This window comes from Cellulomonas sp. URHD0024, assembly GCF_000426185.1.
In the GTDB taxonomy this organism is placed as follows: Bacteria; Actinomycetota; Actinomycetes; order Actinomycetales; family Cellulomonadaceae; genus Cellulomonas.
In genome coordinates, this window is record NZ_AUEW01000013.1 from 44407 (window position 1) to 65502 (window position 21096).

A 21096-nucleotide genomic window follows, 5' to 3' on the forward strand; every position below is an offset into this window, starting at 1 on the left:
CCCATCCACACCACACGGAAAGTCCCATGAGACGACTCAGAACAGCCGCAGCCCTGACCACCGCACTCGCCGCGTCGCTCCTGCTCGCGGCCTGCGGCGGGACCGCCGGCGGAGCCGCCCCGGCCGATGTCACGCACACGCCCGACCCCGACAAGCCCCAGGTCCTCAAGTGGGCGATCGACTTCCCCGCCAACTGGGACCCGGTCGTCTCGGGCAGCGGCGCGCAGTTCCGCATCCTGGCGCTCGCCTATGCCTCGCTCACCGAGATCGACGACCACGGCGTCGCGCAGCCCGGCCTGGCGAAGAGCTGGGACTACAACGACGCCGGCGACCAGGTGACGTTCCACCTGCGCCCCGGTCTGAAGTTCACCGATGGGACTCCTCTGGACGCCGAGGCGGTCAAGCTCTACATCGAGCGCGCCAAGACGCAGGAGAACTCGGCGCTGGACGGCGACCTCGGCTCGATCGCGTCGGTCGACGCGGCCAGTGACACCGACGTCGTCGTGCACCTCACGCAGACCGACTACCAGCTGCCGCTCCTGCTCGGCCAGCGCGTCGCACAGATCACGAGCCCCGAGGCGGCGAAGGACCCGGCCAAGCTCAACACGTCGCCCGTCGGCGCCGGACCGTTCGTCGTCAAGGAGCTCGTCACGGGTTCGCACGCGGTCCTGGTGAAGAACCCCGACTACTGGGACGCCGCACACATCACCATCGACGAGGTGGACCTGTCGGCCGTCCCGGACCCCGCGACCGTCGTGTCGGGCATCCAGACCGGGGTCTTCGACTTCGCCTACCTCGCCCCGAGCCAGGTCAAGGCCGCCGAGGCGGCGGGTCTCGACGTCGTGAAGCAGCCCGGCTACAACGCGGCGAACATCAGCCTGAACATCAACAAGGCGCCGTTCGACGACCCCAGGGTGGTCGACGCCGTGCGCTACGCGGTCAACCGCAAGGAGTTCGTCGACAAGGTCACCTTCGGCACCGGCGCCGCGACGGACCAGCCGTTCCCGTCGGGCTACATCGCCTACGACCAGAAGTCCGCGAACCTGTGGCCGTACGACCCGGAGAAGTCCAAGGCGCTCCTGGCCGAGGCCGGCCACGCCCACGACATCTCGGTCGACCTGGTCATCCCGACCGAGCAGCCGGCTGCGGAGATCGTGCAGTCCCAGCTCGCCGCCGTGGGGATCACGGTCAAGATCAAGGTGCAGCCGGACTGGGCGACACCGTTCTTCGCCAAGGACCTCGCCCTGTCGCTCTACGGCACGACGGGTCGGGAGTCGCCGGTGCAGACGCTCACCGCGCACTTCGGTCCGCAGGGTCCGCTGAACCTCTCCTCGCCGTACGTCCCGCAGGGTTTCGACGCGGCGATCGCGCTGGCCCGGCAGACGCCGCTCGACTCGCCGGACTACGCGAAGAACCTGCAGGCGGCGACACGTGCGGGCCTGGAGAGCCAGGCGCTGGTGTTCACCTACAGCCAGCCCAACCTCTTCGTGAAGAGCCCTCGGGTCTCCGACCTGCCCGCCATCCCCGGCCAGGTGCACTGGACCGGCGTCACGGTCGCCGAGAAGTAGCGAAGGCCCGCCGGGGCGCGCCCCGCGCCCCGGCGGTCCACCGACACGAGAGAGGAGGTACTCACGATGAGCAGCACGACCGCGAACCGCGGCTGGGCACGGACGCACGGCGTCTCGCGCGCTCTGGGCCGCACGCTGGCCGTCTTCGTCCCCGTGTTCTTCCTCGGCACGTTCATCACGTTCGCGCTGCGGCAGCTGAGCGGTCTCAGCCCGGCGCACCTCCAGCTCGGCGAGTCCGCGACACCCGAGAAGGTCGCTCAGCTCGAGGCGCAGTGGGGGCTCGACGAGCCGTTCCTCACCCAGTACTGGCACTGGCTCGAGTCGCTGCTGCACGGCGATCTCGGCATGAGCTGGGTCGACGGCACGTCCATCTCGTCGGCGCTCGTCGGACGGGCGATCATCAGCCTGTCGATCGCGGGCCTCGCGCTCGTCATCGGGGTGACGGTCGGGTTCGCGCTCGGCACGCTCGCCGCCCTCTGGCAGACCACCTGGGTGGACCGCGCGATCACCGGGTTCACCACGGTCATCTCGGTGATGCCGTCGTTCGTCGTGGGGATCGCGCTGGTCGCCGTGTTCGCCGTGACGCTCGGCTGGTTCCCGTCCGCGGGCTACGTGCCGATCTCGCAAGGTCTCACGCCCTGGTTCGAGCACATCTGGCTCCCGGCGCTGGCCATCAGCTTCGACACCATCGCCGACGTCGCGCGGCAGCTGCGGTCGGGGCTCATCGGTGCCTACCGGGAGAACTACGTGACGGGCGCCATCGTGCGCGGACTGGGACCGCGACGGATCTTCTTCGTCCACGTGCTGCGCAACGGCATCGGCCCCGCGCTCACCGTCCTGGGCATGAAGTTCCCGAACCTGCTCGGCGGGGCGGTGGTCACCGAGGCGATCTTCGGCCTCGCCGGCTACGGGAAGTACGCCGCGGACTCCGCCCAGCGTGGCGACGTCCCCGCCGTCCAGGGCGTCCTGGTCGTCTCGATCGTCGTGGTCGTCGTCTTCAACCTGCTGGTCAACACCGCCCTGGTGCGGATCACGCCCGCGTCGTCGAGAGGGGTCTGAGCCATGGTCCGACGCATCGCTCGCCTCCGCAGCGGCCGGCTCGCGCTGGGGATCCTGCTCGTCGTCCTGGTCCTGGCGGTCTTCGGACCCGCGCTCGCGCCGTTCGACCCGCTCGCAGGGACGGACGCGGCGCTGGCCGGTCCGTCCGCCGACCACTGGCTCGGCACCGACTACCTCGGCCGTGACGTGCTGAGCCGCATCCTCGCCGGTTCGACCGTGAGCGTCCTGGGTGCCGTGCAGGTCGCTCTGATCGCTCTGGTCGTCGGCGCCGTCCCGGGCATCCTGTCGGTCTACCTCGGCCGCTCGTTCGAATGGCTGTCGCTGCGGCTCGTCGACACCCTGATCGCCCTGCCGTTCCTGGTCTTCGCCGTCGCGGTGACCGCGCTGCTGGGCAACGGCATCCCGCAGGCCATGTTCACCGTGGGCATCCTCGTCTCGCCGGTGTTCTACCGGGTCTCCCGCGCGGCGGCGCTCACGGTCTCGCGCTCGCAGTACGTCGAGGCGGCGCTGCTGTCGGGCGCCTCGATCGGCTGGGTCGTGCGCAAGCACGTGTGGGCGAAGGTCCTGCCGCCGCTGTCGATCGCGCTCGCGACGACCATGGGCGCCGGCTTCGTCGTCGTCTCGAGCCTGACGTTCCTGGGGATCGGGGTGCAGCCGCCCGCACCGACGTGGGGCGGCGTGCTCGCCTCGGAGCTCCAGTACCTGAGCTACCAGCCCTGGGCGCCGCTCGTGCCGACCGTCCTCATCATGCTCACGGTCTGGGCCTTCAACCTGCTTGCCGACGCCGTCCGAGACGTGACCGGCGAGGCCGGCCGTGCCCTCACGCGGCCCGTCACCACCCCCGTCGCTCCCGTCACCCAGAGAACCGCCTAGGAGATCCCATGGCCGACGACGACATCGTCCTGTCGCTCCGCGACGTCACGATCACCAACACCGCCGACGGCGCCCACCTCGTGCGCGGTGTCGACCTCACGCTGCGTCGGGGTGCCGTGCTGGGCATCGTGGGGGAGTCCGGGAGCGGCAAGACACTGACGTGCCGGGCGGTGCTGGGCATCCTCCCACCGCGGTTCGAGGTGTCCGGCGGCGAGATCGACCTGCTCGGCGAGGACGTCGCCGGCCTGTCCGCGAGGGACTGGCAGCGGTTGCGGGGCACCGAGATCACGGCGGTGTTCCAGGACCCGGCGTCGTACCTGAACCCGTCGATCCGGGTGGGCAAGCAGATCGCCGAGGTCGTGCGCGTCAAGAAGCGGGTGTCACGCAAGGCTGCCCAGGCGGAGGCGCTGGCCCTGCTGGACGCGGTCCGCCTGCGCAACCCCGCCCGCGTCTACGACCAGTACCCGCACGAGCTGTCGGGCGGGATGCTGCAGCGCGTCCTGATCGCCACCGCCGTCGCGTTGGACCCCCAGATCCTCATCGCCGACGAGGCGACCACGGCGCTCGACGTCACCGTGCAGGCCGAGATCCTCGACCTGCTCCTCGAGCTCAAGGAGCGCACCGGTCTGTCGCTGATCGTCGTCTCGCACGACCTGGCGGTCGTCGCGCAGCTCTGCGACGAGGTGCTCGTCATGCGGGGCGGCGAGATCGTCGAGCGCGGTCGCACGGACGACATCCTGTTCGACCCGCAGCACGAGTACACGCGCCTCCTGATCGACGAGCACAACCGGTACGGCCTGGACCGGTTCCTGACGCTCGGGACGGTCCCCGACGAGATGAAGGAGCTGACCGGTGTCGCCTGACGCTCCGCTGCTGCAGGTCGCGGACCTCGACGTGCACTACGGCTCCCGTCGCTCGCGCACCCAGGCGCTGCACGGTGCCTCGCTCGACGTCTTCCGCGGCGAGACGGTGGGCATCATCGGCGAGACCGGGTCCGGCAAGTCGACGCTGGCCCGCGCCGCCGTGGGGCTGATCTCCGTGTCCGGCGGCTCCGTGACGATCGGTGGCGAGGTGGTCACGGGATTCAGCGACCGGAAGTGGCGTGACTTCCGGCGTCGTGGCGTGGTCCAGCTGGTCTTCCAGGACCCGCTGCGGAGCCTCGACCCCGACAACACGATCGGTGCCTCGCTGGCCGAGCCGCTGATCCTGCAGGGCCGCGCGTCGCGCAGCGAGATCGCGGACGTGATCCGCACGCACCTCGCGCGGGTACGGCTGGACGAGGACGTGCTCGACCGGCTGCCCGGCGAGCTCTCGGGCGGTCAGCGTCAGCGCGTCGCCGTGGCCCGCGCCCTGGTCACCGGCCCCGAGCTGGTGATCCTCGACGAGCCCGTCAGTGCACTCGACTCGGCGAACCGGGTCCAGGTCCTCGAGATCCTTGCCGACCTGCGCGCGTCGGGAGTGGCACTCGTGTTCATCTCCCACGATCTGGGCTCCGTCGCCGGCATCACCGACCGCGTGGCTGTCCTGTACCAGGGCTCGGTCGTCGAGGTCGACGTGACCGACGCGATCGTCAACCGGCCCCAGCACGACTACACCCGACTGCTGGTGGGCTCCGCGCCCACCTTGGCCACCGGCTCGCTCGACCGAGCCCGTCGCGACGAGCTGCGCTCGCTCGTCGGAGCTCCCTGAGAGGTAGGCAGAACCATGACCGACGACAGACTCCGGGCGACCGGCGGCCGCGAGGTCGACACCGTCCGGTTCCCCATCGGCAGGCCGCCGCGCGAGGTCGACGTGCTCGTCGTCGGCGCCGGACCGGTCGGCCTGTCCGCCGCCGTCGAGCTGACCGGGCTCGGCGTCGACGTCGCGGTGGTCGACGCCGGCACCTCGGCCTCCCTGGCACGCGCCGGCGCGATCGGGCACACGCCCCGTGTCGTCGAGCTGTTCCGGCGTTGGGGCCTGCTGCAGCAGATCCGCGACGAGTGGACCTTCCCACCCGAGTGGAACCGCGGCACGCAGTTCGTCACCTCGCTCGCCGGCCACACGCTGGTCGCACCGCCGCGTCGAGGCTTCGCCCAGGCGAGCGTGACGCCGTTCTCCCTGGCGGACACCATCCGCCGGCCGCAGTCCGTGCTGCAGAAGGTGTTCCTCGAGCGGCTCGAGGCGCACAGCGTCAGCGTGACGGGCGGGTGGCGCGTCGAGGACGTGCAGGACTCCGGCGACGGCATGGTGACGACGGTCGTCGGCAACGGCGAACGGCGCGAGGTGCGTTCCCGCTACGTCATCGGCGCCGACGGGGGTCGGAGCACTGTCCGTCGGCTCGCTGGAATCGGACGGACAGGCGAGTACGCGACCGAGAAGCACTACCGTCTCGTCGTGCGCACGCAGCCGAGGGCAGTCGGCCCCGCGCCGAGCGGCGTCAACATCGTGTTCAACCAGCACGCCTCCGGGTTCCTGGCCGCCATCAGCAGCACCGACTGGCGCGCGTACTCCGAGCCGTACGCCCTGGACGCCGAGCCGACGCAGCACGAGCTTCTCGCCACGGCGCGAGCAGCGTTCGGGATCCCGGACCTCGACCTCGAGCTGGTGTCGGTGACGTCGTTCTTCCGCGCCACCCGGATCGCGGACACGTTCCGCCTCGGCCGCATCCTGCTCGCGGGCGACGCCGCGCACGTGCGGGCACCCGGCGGCAACCTCGGCGAGGGCTTCGGGGACGTCGTCAACCTCGGCTGGAAGCTCGCCGCGGTGCTGCGCGGGCAGGGCGGCGACGCTCTGCTCGACTCCTACGACCGTGAGCGACGGCCGCACAACTGGCGGGTCGCCGAGCACGCCCTGGCGCGCTCGCAGGCAGCGGCGGCGACGCTCGCGGAGATCCGTCGTCTCGGCGTGCCCGACGACGCCGACACGACCGCCGAGGCCGTGGCCACCCGCGCGCTCATCGGTGGTCTCATCTCGGCGGGCTACTCCCCGTCGCCCGGCGTGACGTTCGACGAGCGGTACGACGACTCGCCGGTCGTCGCGTACGAGCCGGGTCAGGCGCAGGACGACCACCCGTGGGCGGCCGAGCGCTACGTCCTCGACCCGCGGCCCGGACACCGGGCGCCCGATGGGTACATCGACGCGTTCGGCGACACGCTCTACGACCGCATCGGGCAGGACCTGGCGCTCCTGGTGCTCGGCGGGACGGGCGGGTCCGACGTCGAGGCGTTCGAGGCCTCCGCCGCGGAGCGCGGGATCTCGCTGTCGGTCGTGCACCTGGACGACGAGCACGTCCGGGACCTGTACGGCGCCGATCTCGTGCTCGTTCGGCCCGACCACCACGTCGCCTGGCGCGGCGACCACCTTCCCCAGGGCGCCGCCGCGGTGCTCGACGTCGTGCTCGGCCAGCGAGCTCTCGTCCACCTCTGACCCTCATAGAAACGGTTCCCCCACCATGTCCACCAGCACTCTGACGGCAACCCGGGTCCGGGTCCTGCCACCCTCGACCGTCCAGCCGCGCGGGGCCCTGCTCGTCGTGCCGGGCCGCGGTGAGCACCTCGGCCACTACGGCCGTTTCGCGCAGCGGATCGCCGCCGACGGCTACGTCGTCGACGTCCTGGACACGCTGCCGTCCGGCGCGGCCGAGCTGAGCGAGCTGCTCGCCGAGATCGACGGGGAGGAGTCGGCGATCGACGGCCCACGGGTCCTGGTCGGTGTGGACTCGGGTGCGGCGGTCGTCGTGGACGCGGTCCGGCAGGGGCTGGTCAGCCCGGCCGCGGTGATCGTCGCGGGTGCTGTCGTGGGGGAGGCCGTGTCGCACGCGGCCGACGACGCAGGCGAGATCGCCCAGCGGACGTCGTGCCCCGTGCACCGGGGGCTGCTCGGAGAGGACCCGCGGTACCGGCGCGCGCTCGGCACGGTCACGGACGCCTCCCGCGCGTGGGGGGTCTCGGTCGCCTCAAGGGAGCCCTCCGGCACGGCGAACGGACCCTGGTACGTCGGGATCCCGGTCCTCGCGCTGCACGGGAACGACGATGGCGTGTCGCCGTTGCGGGACGTCGTCCGGGCCATGTCGTGGTGGCCCGACGCCGAGCTGCTCGCCGTTCGTGACGGGGTTCACGACGTGCTCAACGACGTCTCGCACCGCACGGTCGCCGCCTCGGTGGTGCAGTTCCTGGAGCGCGTCCGGTCCGGCAACTCCCACCGGTCCCTCATCGTGCGGGTGCCGCTCGGCAACTCCTTCGAGCAGGACGGGACGGGCATCTGATGAGGTACGGCTACTGGACCCCGATCTACGGGGGCTTCCTGCGCAACGTGGGCGACGAGGGCATGCCGGCGACGTTCGACTACGTCAAGAAGGTCTCCCAGACGGCGGACCGGCTGGGCTACGACCTGACGCTCGTCCCAGAGCTCTATCTCAACGACCGCAAGGGTGTGACGGCGCCCAGCCTCGAGGCGTGGGAGCTCGCAGCAGCCATCGCGGCGGTGACCGAGCACGTCGAGATCATGGTCGCGGTGCGGCCCGGGTTCCACCTGCCGGCGGTGCTGGCCAAGCGTGCGGCGACCCTCGACGACATCAGCCACGGACGGCTCGCGCTCAACGTGGTCTCGGCGTGGTGGGCGCAGGAGGCCAAGCAGTACGGCGGGATCTTCGGCGTGCACGACGAGCGGTACGCGCGGACCGAGGAGTGGGTCGACGTGGTGACCGGCCTGTGGCGCGAGACGCCGTTCTCGTACGACGGCAGCTTCTACACGGTGGAGGACGCCATTCTCGAGCCCAAGCCGCAGCGCAGGCCGCCCATCTGGGCCGGGGGAGAGAGCGAGGGCGGCAAGGCGTCCATCGCGACGTTCGCCGACGCCTACGTGATGCACGGTGGCACGGTCGAGGAGGTGGGCGGCAAGATCGCCGAGATGGCCCGCCGCCGCGAGGCGATCGGCAAGGACCCGTTCGTCGAGACCGGGATGGCCGCCTACGTGATCGTCCGGGACACGGAGCGCGAGGCGCGGGCGGAGCTCGAGCGCATCACGACCGTGCCCGTCGAGGGTGCCGGCGCCAGCTACGCCTCGTACCGGGAGTTCGTGCAGCACTCGCAGCTCGAGCGATCGGTGAGCCTGCAGGAGTACTCGGTAGGCACACGAGGGCTCCGCCCGGGCCTCGTCGGGACCGCCGAGCAGGTCGCCGAGAAGCTGCTCGCCTACGAGGAGGCCGGGCTCGGGCTCGTGCTGCTGCAGTCCTCACCGCTGGACAGTGAGCTCGAGCGGATCGCCGAGCAGGTCTTCCCGCTGGTCGGCCGCACCGCGAGGCTGCCGGCCCTCGTCTGACACGAACGTCCGCACTCGTGTGGCCTATGGCGACCACGAGTGCGGACGTTGTCCCCTCGCCTGACGCGGACGTCCGCGCTCGTGTGGCCTATGGCGACCACGAGTGCGGACGTTGCGGTGTGTTGGTCAGTCAGGCGGCCACGAGGGCGCGGTCGTCGACGAGGCGACGCACCGCCGCGGCGGCGACCCGGCCGATCTCGGGGTCTGCGCCACGGCGGACACGTACCTCGAGCGAGAGCGGCTCGACGGGCGGGAGGTCCTCACGGACGACGAGCCCGAGGGGCGGCTCCCCGATGAGCGGGAGCAGCGTGACGCCGAGGCCGGCCCGCACGGCCGCGTGCACTCCCGCGAGATGCGGCGACTCGGCGGCGACGTGCGGGCGCAGACCCTCCGAGGAGAGCGTCTGCACCGCTCGTCGACGGATCGCGCACGGCTCGTCGAACGCGACGAACGACGTGCTCGAACCGCGCCTCCACTGCGGTGCGGACACCCAGACGAGCGGGATCGTGCCCGCGGAGTGCCCGGACGGGCTCGTGCTCCCGAGCAGGAGCGCGGCGTCGACGCTGCCGCCGTCGACGGCGTGGTTCAGCGCCGTGGTGCGGTCGAGCCGGAAGCGCAGCGTCCCACGGTGCAGGTCGCCGAGCGCACTGCTCACTGCAGGGAGGAGGTCGTCGGCACCGTGCTCGGTCGAGCCGAAGACGAGCTCGGCGACCGGGAGCCGGACGCCGAGGCTGCTCAGTGCGGCGTCGTGGGCCTCCAGGACCCGGCGTGACTCCGCGACCAGCACCTCACCGGCGACGGTGAACCGTGAGCCTCGGCCGTCCTTCTCGACGAGCGGGCGCCCGATGGTCCTCTCCAGGCGCCGGATGTGCTGGCTGACCGCGCTCTGGGTGAGGTGCAGCGACGCTGCCGCCCGATGGAACCCGCCACAGTCCGCCACAGCCACGAGGCTGCGGAGCGGGCCGATGTCCAGGGTGAGGTTCACGGCGGGGAGTCTGGGCCACGCCGTAGGGGCTGGCCAGGGATGAACGGGATCGTCTCACTCTGCGGGACCGTTCAGTGCTGGCCGCGCGGCCCGCCCGAGGTCGTCGGGAGCAGGCTGACCACCACCGCGGCGACGGCAGCGCACAGCCCGCCGAGGAAGATCCCGGTGACGATCACGTCGACGATCCCGCCGCCGCCGAGGGCGCTCAGCACGCCGCCGCCGACGAACCCGCCGACGAACGACCACAGCGCCGCACGCCTGCGCTGCCTGCGCCGAGCAGCGGCGGCGCCGCGGACCGCCACGGTCAGTCCGCGGTGCGGCGCAGGACCTCGGTCAGCCGGTTGGCCGCCGAGACGACCGCCGCAGCGTGCAGGCGACCGGGCTGCCGGGAGAGACGCTCCAGCGGACCGGACACCGACACGGCGGCAACGATCCGTCCGGACGGGCCGCGGACCGGCGCCGAGACGGACGCGACGCCGACCTCGCGCTCGGACACCGACTGTGCCCACCCGCGGCGACGGACGCCGGACAGGATCGTCGCGGTGAACTTGGCGCCCTGCAGACCGCGGTGCAGTCGGTCGGGCTCCTCCCACGCGAGCAGGATCTGTGCGGCGGACCCGGCGTGCATCGTCAGCGTCGCACCGACCGGGATCGAGTCGCGCAGCCCGATGGGGCGCTCCGCTGCGGCGACACAGATGCGCTGGTCACCCTGGCGACGGTAGAGCTGCGCGCTCTCGCCCGTGTGGTCGCGCAGGGCGGCGAGCACGGGCCCCGCTGCGGCCAGCAGCCGATCCTCGCCGGCCGCCGTTGCGAGCTCCGAGAGGCGCGGTCCGAGCACGAACCGGCCCTGCATGTCGCGGGCGACGAGGCGGTGGTGCTCGAGGGCCACGGCCAGCCGGTGGGCCGTCGGGCGAGCAAGATGGGTGGCGGTGACGAGCTGCGCCAAGGTGGCCGGACCGGCCTCCAGGGCGCTGAGAACGGATGCGGCCTTGTCCAGCACGCCGACTCCGCTAGAGTTGTCCATAGGTCGATATTGGCGTCTCGCAGGCTGAGATGCAAGTACGACGCACGGAGAGCCGGGAAATCCACACTCCCGGACGAATGAACGACGAGAGAACGGACCGAGAAGATGGCCGGCACGTTGGCAGAGAAGGTCTGGGACGCGCACGTCGTGCGGCAGGGCACCGAGGGTGCACCCGACCTGCTCTACATCGACCTGCACCTGGTGCACGAGGTCACGAGCCCGCAGGCGTTCGAGGGTCTGAGGCTCGCAGGCCGGAAGGTCCGCCGCCCGGACCTGACGCTGGCGACGGAGGACCACAACACCCCGACGCTCGACATCGACCGTCCGATCGCCGACGAGACGAGCCGGACGCAGATCCAGACGCTGCGCAACAACGCGGCGGAGTTCGGCGTCCGCATCCACTCGCTGGGCGACGCCGACCAGGGGATCGTCCACCAGGTCGGTCCGCAGCTCGGCCTGACGCAGCCTGGCCTCACGGTCGTGTGTGGCGACTCGCACACGTCGACGCACGGCGCCTTCGGTGCGCTGGCGTTCGGGATCGGTACCAGCGAGGTCGAGCACGTCCTCGCCACGCAGACGCTGCCGCTCGCTCCGTTCAAGACGATGGCGATCACGGTCGACGGCGCGCTCCCGTCCGGCGCGACGAGCAAGGACATCATCCTGGCGATCATCGCCAAGATCGGGACCGGCGGCGGTCAGGGCTACGTGCTCGAGTACCGCGGCGAGGCCATCCGCGCCCTGTCGATGGAAGCCCGCATGACCGTCTGCAACATGTCGATCGAGGCGGGCGCGCGCGCCGGCATGATCGCGCCCGACGAGACCACGTTCGAGTACCTCAAGGGCCGCCCGCACGCGCCCGAGGGTGCGGACTGGGACGCCGCGGTCGCGTACTGGTCGACCCTCAAGTCCGACGACGATGCCGAGTTCGACGTCGAGGTCGTCCTCAAGGCCGAGGACCTCGAGCCGTTCGTCACGTGGGGCACCAACCCTGGACAGGGACTGCCGCTGTCCGGCTCGGTCCCGGTCCCCGAGGAGATCGCCGACCCCAACGAGCGCGTAGCCGCCGAGCGGGCCATCGAGTACATGGGACTGACGCCCGGCCAGCCGCTGCGTGAGATCAAGGTCGACACGGTGTTCATCGGCTCGTGCACCAACGGCCGCATCGAGGACCTGCGCTCCGTCGCCAAGGTCATCCAGGGCAAGCGCCGGGCCGACGACGTCCGCGTCCTCGTGGTCCCCGCCTCCGCGCGCGTCCGCCTCCAGGCCGAGGCCGAGGGGCTCGACAAGATCTTCCTCGACTTCGGTGCGGAGTGGCGCAACGCCGGGTGCTCCATGTGCCTCGGCATGAACCCCGACCAGCTCGCCCCGGGGGAGCGGTCGGCGTCCACGTCGAACCGCAACTTCGAGGGGCGCCAGGGCAAGGGCGGCCGGACGCACCTCGTCTCGCCGCTCGTCGCGGCCGCGACCGCGATCCGCGGCACCCTGTCGTCGTACTCCGACCTCGAGTCGGGCGCCCCGACGCCCGACGGCAGCCCGCTCACCGACCTCCAGACGGTCTGACGACCGCAGAACTGGGAAGAGAGAACCGTCATGGAGAAGTTCAGCCAGCACACCGGCGTCGGCGTCCCGCTTCGGCGCAGCAACGTGGACACCGACCAGATCATCCCGGCCGTCTACCTCAAGCGCGTCACGCGCACAGGGTTCGAGGACGCTCTGTTCGCCGCCTGGCGCGGCGACCCGGCGTTCGTCCTCAACCAGGACGCCTACAAGCCCGGCTCGGTCCTCGTCGCCGGACCCGACTTCGGCACCGGGTCGTCCCGTGAGCACGCCGTCTGGGCGCTCAAGGACTACGGCTTCAAGGTCGTCATCTCGAACCGGTTCGCGGACATCTTCCGTGGCAACTCCGGCAAGCAGGGGCTGCTCGCCGCGCAGGCGTCGCAGGAGGACATCGAGCTCATCTGGAAGATCCTCGAGACCCGCCCGGGCACCGAGATCACGGTCGACCTCGAGTCGAGGACGATCACCTGCGACGACGTCGTGGTGCCGTTCCAGGTGGACGACTACACGCGCTGGCGCCTGCTCGAGGGCCTCGACGACATCGGCCTGACGCTCGAGCACGCCGACGAGATCGCCGCGTTCGAGGCGGCGCGTGAGCCGTGGCGTCCGGCCACCCTGCCGGCCAAGCACCTGCCCCCCGTCGAGATCGTCGCCGCGCGCCCCGTCGCCGCCGTGCCGGTCGAGATCGGCCGTCTGCCCTGACGTCGGTCTGCGGCGGGTCCCATCTGCGGATCCGCCGCAGGTCGCTACGGTGGGCAGCGAGCCCGGCGTAGGTGCGTCGGCCAGGAGGGACTGATCATGACGGGCAAGTCCGAGCTCGCCGACAGGATCGCGGCACGCGGCTGGAGCAGGGCGGCTGCCTCGAGTGCCGTCGACGCTGTGCTCGACGCGATCACCTCCGCCCTCGCCGCCGGCGAGCGCGTGACTCTGACCGGGTTCGGCACGTTCGAGTCCGCTCCACGGGCCGCCCGGACGGCGCGCAACCCCCAGACCGGGGCCGCGATCGACGTCCCGTCGACGACAGTGGCACGGTTCCACCCGGGAGCGACCCTGCGGTCGCGGGTGGCCTCCGGCGCGGTCACACCGCTCCCGGCGCTCTCTGCGGTGCCCGTCGGAACGCTCGCGCCGGCCGGTTCCGAAAGGGCCTCCGGCCGCACGCCGGCGACGTCGTCGGTCCCCAAGAAGGTCAAGGCGACGCCCGTCGCCGAGACGTCGACCGTCCCGAAGTCCAAGGACAAGGCAGCCGCGCCGGCAAAGGTCGCGAAGAGCTCGAAGGATTCGAAGAGCTCGAAGAGCTCGAAGGGTTCGACGAGCTCGGCGAAGGCCAAGAGCGAGACCAAGAGCTCCGCGGCCAAGAAGGCGTCGAAGCCCGCGGGCAAGAAGGCCGATGCCAAGTCCAAGGGCAAGAAGAAGAAGTAGTGGGCCCCCTCGACGCGGTGTGAACGTTCTGCACCATTGCGGCGTGCCGGACCGGGTCTGGTCAGGTGCACGAGGGCCGGTAGGAGACGATGGTCCGATGAGCGATCTGCTGTACATCGACGGGGGAAACCCGCTGTCGGGCGACATCACGGTCCGGGGAGCCAAGAACTTCGTCTCCAAGGCGATGGTGGCGGCCGTGCTGGGTGAGACCCCGAGCGTGCTGCGCAACGTGCCGCAGATCCGGGACGTCGCCGTCGTCACCGGTCTTCTGGAGCTGCACGGTGTGCGGGTCGACGCCGACGCCGCTGGTGGCACCCTGCACCTGGACCCGACGGACGTCGAGTCGGCGCACGTCGCCGACATCGACACGCACGCCGGCTCGAGCCGCATCCCGATCCTGTTCTGCGGCCCGCTGCTGCACCGGCTGGGCGAGGCGTTCATCCCGGACCTGGGCGGCTGCCGGATCGGCGACCGGCCCATCAACTACCACCTCGACATCCTGCGGCAGTTCGGCGCGGTCGTGCAGAAGACCGACAACGGCATCCACATCCGCGCACCGAGGCGGCTGCAGGGCACGAAGATCGCGCTGCCGTACCCGAGCGTCGGGGCGACGGAACAGCTCCTGCTCACCGCGGTGCGTGCCGAGGGCCTCACCGAGCTCGCCAACGCGGCGATCGAGCCCGAGATCATGGACCTGATCAACGTCCTGCAGAAGATGGGCGCGATCATCTCCGTCGACACCGACCGGGTGATCCGGATCGAGGGCGTCGACCGGCTCGTGGGCTTCCAGCACACCGCGCTCTCCGACCGGATCGAGGCGGCGTCCTGGGCCTCCGCGGCCCTGTCCACCGGCGGTGACGTGTACGTGCGCGGCGCCACGCAGCCCGAGATGACCACGTTCCTCAACACGTTCCGCAAGGTGGGTGGGGAGTTCGCCGTCGACGACCAGGGCATCCGGTTCTTCCACCCCGGAGGGGACCTGCGCTCTCTGCAGCTGGAGACCCACGTCCACCCGGGGTTCATGACCGACTGGCAGCAGCCGCTCGTCGTCGCGCTGACGCAGGCGCGCGGGCTGTCTATCGTGCACGAGACCGTGTACGAGAACCGGTTCGGGTTCGTCGACGCGCTCGTCGGCATGGGCGCGACGATCCAGGTCTACAAGGAGTGCCTGGGCAGTCGGCCGTGCCGGTTCGGGCAGCGCAACTTCTACCACTCGGCCGTGATCTCGGGACCGACGCCGCTGACCGCTGCCGACATCGAGGTGCCAGACCTGCGGGGAGGGTTCAGCCACCTGATCGCCGCGCTCACCGCCAAGGGCACGTCGTCCGTTCGTGGCATCAGCCTGATCGACCGTGGGTACGAGCGCTTCACGGAGAAGCTCGAGGCGCTCGGCGCGCAGTTCAGCCGCGAGCTGACGCGCGCTTGAGCCCGGTAGCATCGGCTCCCGTGCATCCCCCCGCAAGGTCCAACCGTGCCTACCGCACCGTCGCGCACCTCGTCCGTCCGCTGCTGAGGGCGATGACGCGCAAGGACTGGCACGGCGTCGAGCACATGCCCACCGAGCGCGGCTTCATCGCCGCGTCCAACCACATGACGAACATCGACCCTCTGACGTTCGCGTACTTCCTGTGGGAGAGCGGGTTCGCCCCGAAGATCCTGGCGAAGGCCTCGCTGTTCAAGGTTCCCGTGATGGGCAAGGTGCTGCATGCGACCGGGCAGATCCCGGTCTACCGGAACACCGTCTCCGCTGCGGAGTCGTTGACCGCCGCGATCGACGCCATCAACGACGGTGACTGCGTGGCGGTGTTCCCCGAAGGCACCCTGACGCGGGACCCGGACCTGTGGCCGATGGTCGGCAAGACGGGCGTCGCGCGGCTGGCACTGACCACCAGGGCGCCGGTCGTGCCCGTCGCGCAGTGGGGCCCGCAGCTGCTGCTGGGCCGGTACCAGAAGATGCTTCGGCCGATCCCGCGCAAGACGATCACCATCGTCGCCGGGCCCCCCGTGGACCTGAGCGACCTCTACGACAACCCGCAGGACACGGCCACGCTGCGCGAGGCCACCGAGCGGGTCATGGCTGCGATCGGCGCCTTGCTCACCGAGATCCGCGGTGAGCAGCCGCCCGAGGTCCGCTACGACATGCGCAAGCCGGTCGACCCGGGCGAGAACAGCGTCGCCGGCGACCACGCGACGAAGCCCGAGCAGCCGTGACGGCCTTGCGGGCTGCCGTTCTCGGTGCCGGATCCTGGGGCACCACGTTCGCCGCGGTCCTCGCCGACGCGGGGTGTTCCGTGACGGTCTGGGGCCGCGACGAGGAGGTGTGCCGGCAGATCACCGACGAGCACCGCAACGAGGCGTACCTGCCGGGGATCACCCTGCCCGCCGGTGTCACGGCATCGTCCGACCCGTCGGTGGTGCTCGCCGGTGCCGACCTGGTCGCCATAGCGATCCCGTCGCAGTCCGCCCGCGCGCTGCTGACCCCGCTGCGTCCGCTCGTCCCTGCGCACTCCGTCGCGGTGTCGCTGATGAAGGGCGTCGAGCTGTCGACGGACCGCCGGATGAGCGAGGTCGTGGCTGACTCGTTCGACATCCCGGCCTCGCGCGTCGCCGTGGTCTCCGGTCCGAACCTGGCGCTCGAGATCGCCCAGCGACAGCCGACCGCCACCGTGGTGGCGTCCACCAGCGAGGCCACCGCGCAGTTCGTCGCCAACGCCTGCGCGTCTGCGTACTTCCGCCCGTACACGAACGGCGACGTCGTCGGCGTGGAGCTCTGCGGAGCCGTCAAGAACGTGATCGCGCTCGCCGTCGGCATCTCCCAGGGGCGCGGTCTGGGCTACAACACCATGGCCACCGTGATCACCCGTGGTCTGGTCGAGATGACCCGCCTCGGTCTCGCGCTCGGTGCGGACGCCGACACGTTCCCCGGGCTCGCAGGCCTCGGCGATCTCATGGCCACGTGCGCCTCGCCCGACTCGCGCAACCACGCCCTGGGCGGGCACATCGGTCGCGGCATGACGCTCGACGAGGCGATCGCGGCTACCGGGGGGACCGCAGAGGGTGTGAAGTCCTCGCGGTCCGTCCTCGAGCTGGCCGCGTCGCTGGGCGTCGAGATGCCGATCACCTCCGCGGTCGTGCGCGTCCTGCACGAGGGGCTGCCGATCGAGCAGCTCGCCGCGTTGCTGCTCGCGCGCCCGCACAAGGCCGAGGGCGTCTGAGCCCGAGGTCGGTCCGCTGGACCCGTCAGTCCCGCGCCGGTGCCACCGGCGCGCGGATGCCCCTGCCGTGCGTGGCCGTGCTGCGCGGAGTGACGCTTCCGCGCGCGGCAGCCGAGGGTGTGTCGACCTAGCGCCTGGTGTGACGCATGGTGCCTGCTGAGGTGGCTCGGCCGCCGCACGCCTTCACTCCTGTCCCAGGAGGCGCTAGGTGCGCACGACGAGGCGCGCACGGCGAGCTCGGCAACGCGAGGCCCGTACGGCTGCGTCCCTACGGCTACGTCCGGACGGCCCCGCGGGCTAGGAGCCGGCGAGAGAGCGCAGGGCGCGGTCCAGGTCGCCCCAGAGGTCCTCGACGTCCTCGATGCCCACCGACAACCGCAGGAGGTCCTCGGGGACGGTGAGGGACTCGGTGGCGAAGCGACGCCGCCGCTCCAGGCTGGACTCGACACCGCCGAGGCTCGTGGCCGGGACCCAGAGCTCGAGCGCCTTGACGACCAGGTCCGCGGCCGCGGCACCGCCGCGCGGGCGCAGGCCGATGATCGACCCGTAGCCCTCCATGAGCCGGGTGGCGCGCTCGTGGCCGGGGTCGCCGCGCAGGCTCGGGTGGCGGACCTCGGCGACCGCGGGGTGCTCGGACAGACGCCGGGCCAGCTCGGCGGCGTTCGCCTGGGCACGCTCGACGCGCAGTGCCAGCGTGCGCAGCCCGCGCAGGGCGAGCCAGACCTCGAACGGCCCGGCGATCGACCCGTGCAGGGTGCGGTACGCGTGCAGCCTCGCGTGCAGGGCGTCGTCGTCGGCCAGGGCCGCCCCCAGGACCACGTCGCTGTGGCCGGCCAGGTACTTGGTGACCGAGTGGACGACGATGTCGGCGCCGTGCTCGAACGGTCTCTGCACGAGCGGTGTGGCGAACGTGTTGTCCACGCCGACGAGCGCGCCCGCGGCATGTGCGGCCTCGACGAGGACCGGAAGGTCGGCCACCTCGAGCATCGGGTTCGTGGGCGACTCGACCCAGAGCATCGACGTCCCGGGCAGCGCGGCGACGACCGAGTCGGTGTCGTCGATGTCGACCAGCGCGACGTCGACCCCGTGCCGCTCGGCAAGGTCGCGGGCGTAGCCGATGGTCACCTGGTAGGCGTGCCGGGGCAGGACGAGGCGACCTCCGTCGGGGATCAGCGAGAACGCGCCGGCGATCGCGGCCATGCCCGACCCGAAGACGAGCGCAGGATGTGCGGACCCCTCCAACCGGCCGAGCGCGTCCTCGAACGGGTGCCACGCCTCGGTGTCCATGCGCCCGTAGAGCAGCTCGCCGGCGCCGGGGACGCCCTGCGAGACGTTCGTCGACGAGAGCACCACGGGCAGGTTGAGGGCCCCACCCTGGTGGCGGTCCGGCCTGCCTGCGCTCACGACGACGGTGGCGGGCGACAGTCCGCCGGGCTGCTCTCGGGTCACCGGGCCAGGCTATCGGGGACGCCACGGAGCGGGCGCCGGGGCGTCCCGCCGGGCGCAGGGACGTCCGGCGTCGCACCGCCGGGTAAGGTTCGGCCCGATGGACACCACCGCAGACCTCCCGACCCGTCGACCGCGTGTGATGGTGCTGTTCGGCGGCCGCTCCGGCGAGCACGCGATCAGCTGTGCGACGGCGGGAGGCGTGCTCCGCGCGATCGACCGTGACCGCTACGACGTCCTCGCGGTCGGGATCACGCCGGCAGGCCGCTGGGTGCTCGCGGAGGACGACCCGGACCGCTGGGCGATCGTCGACGGTCGGCTCCCGCAGGTGGAGGACACGGCGGCCCACGTGCTGCTCCCGCAGGCGGTCGACGACCGTGACGTGCAGGTCCTCGAGTCCGGGCGGCTGCCGCGGGTGCTGGGCGAGGTCGACGTCGTCTTCCCTCTGCTGCACGGTCCCTTCGGGGAGGACGGCACGCTGCAGGGCATGCTCGAGCTGGCCGACGTCCGGTACGTCGGTGCCGGTGTCCTGGCCTCGGCGGTCGGCATGGACAAGCACATGATGAAGCTCGTCCTGGCCGGGCACGGCCTACCCGTCGGGCCGTTCGTCGTCGTCCTGCCGGGTGAGCTCGACCGCGACCCCGCGGGCGTCTCGGAGCGCGCTGCCGCCCTCGGGCTCCCGTTGTTCGTCAAGCCTGCTCGCGCGGGTTCCAGCCTCGGCATCACGCGCGTGACGGACCTCGCAGACCTACCCGCGGCGATCCGGGCAGCGCACGTGCACGACCCCAAGGTGATCGTCGAGGCGGCGATCGTCGGACGCGAGATCGAGTGCGGGGTGCTCGGCGGTCGCGACGGCGCCCGCGCGCGAGCGTCACTGCCGGGCGAGATCGTCGTCACGGACCCACGGCACACGTTCTACGACTTCGACGCCAAGTACCTGGACGAGGCCGGCGTGACGCTCGCGTGCCCGGCCGAGCTCTCGGAGGCCGAGACGGCTGCCGTGAGGGAGGTGGCTGTCCGGACGTTCGAGGCCGTGGGATGCGAGGGACTGGCGCGGGTCGACGTCTTCGTGACTGCGACGGGCGAGGTCGTCGTCAACGAGATCAACACGATGCCCGGGTTCACGCCGTTCTCCATGTATCCGCGCATGTGGCAGGCGTCGGGCGTCCCGTACTCGGAGCTCGTCGACGAGCTGATCCGGCTCGCGCTGGAGCGCCCGACCGGTCTGCGCTGAGACACGAGCTCGGCGCAATGCGGGCAGGCCCACGGAGCGCATTCGGGAAGACCCACGAGTTGCGTTCCCGGGGCAACGAAGTCACCATGAATTCAGCCGGGTGCCGTACTGTCTGGGCATTCGTGGTGGACTGGTCCGTGACGAGGACGTGGCGGATCAGCAGGCGTCTCCACCACTGTCGGGACGCCCACCAGCGTCTTTCGCCCCTGCCGAGCGGCGGGTGCATCGGCGGGTACGTCCAGAAGCGGGCGGCCCCACGTAGAACGGTTGTGACTTTCTTGAGCGTCGCGCTGCTCGCACCCCCCGTCCACCGCACGGCACCCTGGGCCTTCGCATGAGCCCCGAGGGTGCCGGAGCGACCGCTGAGCTGTCTGCGGGCGCCCGGAACGCCAGTGACTACTCCGCGCTGGCCGCGCAGATCCGCGAGTCGGGTCTGATGTCGCGCCGCTACGGCTACTACTGGAGCCGGATGATCCTGGCCGCCGCGGCGTTCGCCGGTGTCTGGGTCGCGGTCGTCCTCATCGGGGACTCCTGGTGGCAGCTCGCCGTCGCCGCAGTGCTGGCCGTGGTGCTCACGCAGCTGGCCTTCCTCGGGCACGACAGCGCGCACCGGCAGATCTTCACCTCCGGCGCGTGGAACGACTGGACCGCCCGCATCATCGCCGGTGGGTTCGTCGGCCTCTCAGCCTCGTGGTGGCGCAACAAGCACAACCGGCACCACGCCAGCCCGAACCAGCAGGGCTCGGACCCGGACATCGCGCCGGGTGTCGTCGCGTGGACGTCCGACGTCGTCGACGAGCGTCCGGGACTGCGTGGGTGGTTCGGGCGCAACCAGGGCTGGTTCTTCTTCCCGCTGCTCACGCTCGAGGGCATGAGCCTGCACCTCTCGAGCGTGCGTGCGCTGACGGCCAAGGGTCCGGTGGCCAACCGCGCGGTCGACCTGTCGATCGTCCTCGGGCGCCTCATCGCCTACGTCGCGATCCTGCTGGTGCTGCTTCCGCCGGGCAAGGCGGTCGCGTTCTTCTTCGTGCAGATGGCCCTGTTCGGCGTCTTCCTCGGCGGGTCCTTCGCGCCCAACCACAAGGGCATGCCGATCATCCCCGAGGGGATGAAGGTGGACTTCCTGCGGCGCCAGGTGCTCACGTCGCGCAACATCCGGGGCGGCGTGGCCGTCGACTTCGCGATGGGCGGCCTGAACTACCAGGTCGAGCACCACCTCTTCCCGAGCATGCCGCGCCCGAACCTCAAGCACGTCCAGCCTGTCGTGCGGGAGTACTGCGAGCGGTTGGGCGTGAAGTACACGGAGGTCGGGTTCTTCTCGTCGTACCGGATCATCGTCAAGTACCTCAACAACGTCGGGCTGGCCGACCGGGGTGCGTTCGACTGCCCGGTCGCGGCCCAGTACGGCCGCTGACGCG

Annotated in this window: 20 protein-coding genes; 16 read left to right on the top strand and 4 right to left on the bottom strand. The window is 71.3% G+C overall.

The features are described from left to right. The first annotated feature begins 26 nt into the window (after positions 1-26). The 8 genes from I847_RS0114225 to I847_RS0114260 all read left to right on the top strand — a co-directional run bounded on the left by I847_RS0114225 (position 27) and on the right by I847_RS0114260 (position 8798). Entirely contained in the window at positions 27-1568 is a 1542-nt protein-coding gene (locus tag I847_RS0114225; RefSeq protein ID WP_034610378.1) for an ABC transporter substrate-binding protein, read from the top strand. A gap of 66 nt (positions 1569-1634) precedes the next feature. Continuing rightward, a complete protein-coding gene (locus I847_RS0114230) occupies positions 1635-2627 on the top strand; it encodes an ABC transporter permease (RefSeq protein ID WP_051274917.1) in 993 nt (330 codons plus the stop codon). Positions 2628-2630: 3 nt separating this feature from the next. Then, positions 2631-3500, top strand: coding sequence for an ABC transporter permease (locus tag I847_RS23835; RefSeq protein ID WP_051274918.1), 870 nt, complete (start codon positions 2631-2633; stop codon positions 3498-3500). An 8-nt stretch (positions 3501-3508) separates the two neighbouring features. After that, positions 3509-4363, top strand: coding sequence for an ABC transporter ATP-binding protein (locus I847_RS0114240; RefSeq protein ID WP_028050231.1), 855 nt, complete (start codon positions 3509-3511; stop codon positions 4361-4363). Next, a complete protein-coding gene (locus I847_RS0114245; RefSeq protein ID WP_028050232.1) occupies positions 4353-5189 on the top strand; it encodes an ABC transporter ATP-binding protein in 837 nt (278 codons plus the stop codon). The genes I847_RS0114240 and I847_RS0114245 overlap by 11 nt, the downstream gene beginning before the upstream one ends. Before the next feature lie 15 nt (positions 5190-5204). Continuing rightward, positions 5205-6905 carry an FAD-dependent oxidoreductase gene (locus I847_RS23840; RefSeq protein WP_034610381.1) on the top strand — a complete coding sequence of 567 codons (1701 nt, stop codon included), beginning with the start codon at positions 5205-5207 and terminating at the stop codon, positions 6903-6905. A gap of 25 nt (positions 6906-6930) precedes the next feature. Next, the gene (locus I847_RS0114255; protein WP_051274919.1) at positions 6931-7743 is read left to right on the top strand and encodes an alpha/beta hydrolase; all 813 of its coding nucleotides are present in this window, start codon (positions 6931-6933) and stop codon (positions 7741-7743) included. Beyond that, entirely contained in the window at positions 7743-8798 is a 1056-nt protein-coding gene (locus I847_RS0114260) for an LLM class flavin-dependent oxidoreductase (RefSeq protein ID WP_028050234.1), read from the top strand. The genes I847_RS0114255 and I847_RS0114260 overlap by 1 nt, the downstream gene beginning before the upstream one ends. A 130-nt stretch (positions 8799-8928) precedes the next feature. Here I847_RS0114260 and I847_RS0114265 read toward each other — a convergent pair whose 3' ends face one another. The 3 genes from I847_RS0114265 to I847_RS0114275 all read right to left on the bottom strand — a co-directional run bounded on the left by I847_RS0114265 (position 8929) and on the right by I847_RS0114275 (position 10807). Next, on the bottom strand, positions 8929-9783 hold the full coding sequence (locus I847_RS0114265; protein WP_028050235.1) for a LysR family transcriptional regulator: 855 nt from the start codon (positions 9781-9783) through the stop codon (positions 8929-8931). Between the two features lie 71 nt (positions 9784-9854). Continuing rightward, complete coding sequence (locus I847_RS0114270) at positions 9855-10085, bottom strand: hypothetical protein (protein WP_028050236.1); 231 nt, start codon at positions 10083-10085, stop codon at positions 9855-9857. A 2-nt stretch (positions 10086-10087) separates the two neighbouring features. Next, positions 10088-10807 (bottom strand): IclR family transcriptional regulator, encoded by a 720-nt coding sequence (locus I847_RS0114275; RefSeq protein ID WP_028046824.1) that lies wholly within the window; start codon positions 10805-10807, stop codon positions 10088-10090. A gap of 105 nt (positions 10808-10912) precedes the next feature. Between I847_RS0114275 and leuC the strand changes: the two genes are divergently transcribed. The 6 genes from leuC to I847_RS0114305 all read left to right on the top strand — a co-directional run bounded on the left by leuC (position 10913) and on the right by I847_RS0114305 (position 16998). After that, positions 10913-12367: a 3-isopropylmalate dehydratase large subunit gene (gene leuC / locus I847_RS0114280; RefSeq protein WP_028050237.1), complete on the top strand. Its 1455-nt coding sequence runs from the start codon at positions 10913-10915 to the stop codon at positions 12365-12367. A gap of 30 nt (positions 12368-12397) precedes the next feature. After that, the gene (leuD, locus tag I847_RS0114285; RefSeq protein ID WP_028050238.1) at positions 12398-13066 is read left to right on the top strand and encodes a 3-isopropylmalate dehydratase small subunit; all 669 of its coding nucleotides are present in this window, start codon (positions 12398-12400) and stop codon (positions 13064-13066) included. Between the two features lie 96 nt (positions 13067-13162). Then, a complete protein-coding gene (locus I847_RS25765; protein WP_051274920.1) occupies positions 13163-13783 on the top strand; it encodes an HU family DNA-binding protein in 621 nt (206 codons plus the stop codon). Positions 13784-13880: 97 nt separating this feature from the next. Continuing rightward, positions 13881-15209: a UDP-N-acetylglucosamine 1-carboxyvinyltransferase gene (gene murA, locus I847_RS0114295; protein ID WP_028050239.1), complete on the top strand. Its 1329-nt coding sequence runs from the start codon at positions 13881-13883 to the stop codon at positions 15207-15209. Between the two features lie 20 nt (positions 15210-15229). Then, positions 15230-15994, top strand: a complete 765-nt coding sequence (locus tag I847_RS0114300) for a 1-acyl-sn-glycerol-3-phosphate acyltransferase (RefSeq protein ID WP_028050240.1) — start codon at positions 15230-15232, stop codon at positions 15992-15994. A gap of 5 nt (positions 15995-15999) precedes the next feature. After that, on the top strand, positions 16000-16998 hold the full coding sequence (locus I847_RS0114305; protein WP_028050241.1) for an NAD(P)H-dependent glycerol-3-phosphate dehydrogenase: 999 nt from the start codon (positions 16000-16002) through the stop codon (positions 16996-16998). A gap of 297 nt (positions 16999-17295) precedes the next feature. Here I847_RS0114305 and I847_RS0114310 read toward each other — a convergent pair whose 3' ends face one another. Beyond that, on the bottom strand, positions 17296-18447 hold the full coding sequence (locus I847_RS0114310) for a PLP-dependent aspartate aminotransferase family protein (RefSeq protein ID WP_028050242.1): 1152 nt from the start codon (positions 18445-18447) through the stop codon (positions 17296-17298). 97 nt (positions 18448-18544) lie between these two features. On the opposite strand from I847_RS0114310, the gene I847_RS0114315 reads away from it, so the two are divergent. Further along, positions 18545-19678: a D-alanine--D-alanine ligase family protein gene (locus I847_RS0114315; RefSeq protein WP_028050243.1), complete on the top strand. Its 1134-nt coding sequence runs from the start codon at positions 18545-18547 to the stop codon at positions 19676-19678. Positions 19679-20012: 334 nt separating this feature from the next. Then, entirely contained in the window at positions 20013-21092 is a 1080-nt protein-coding gene (locus I847_RS0114320; protein ID WP_034610385.1) for an acyl-CoA desaturase, read from the top strand. Positions 21093-21096: the final 4 nt, after the last annotated feature.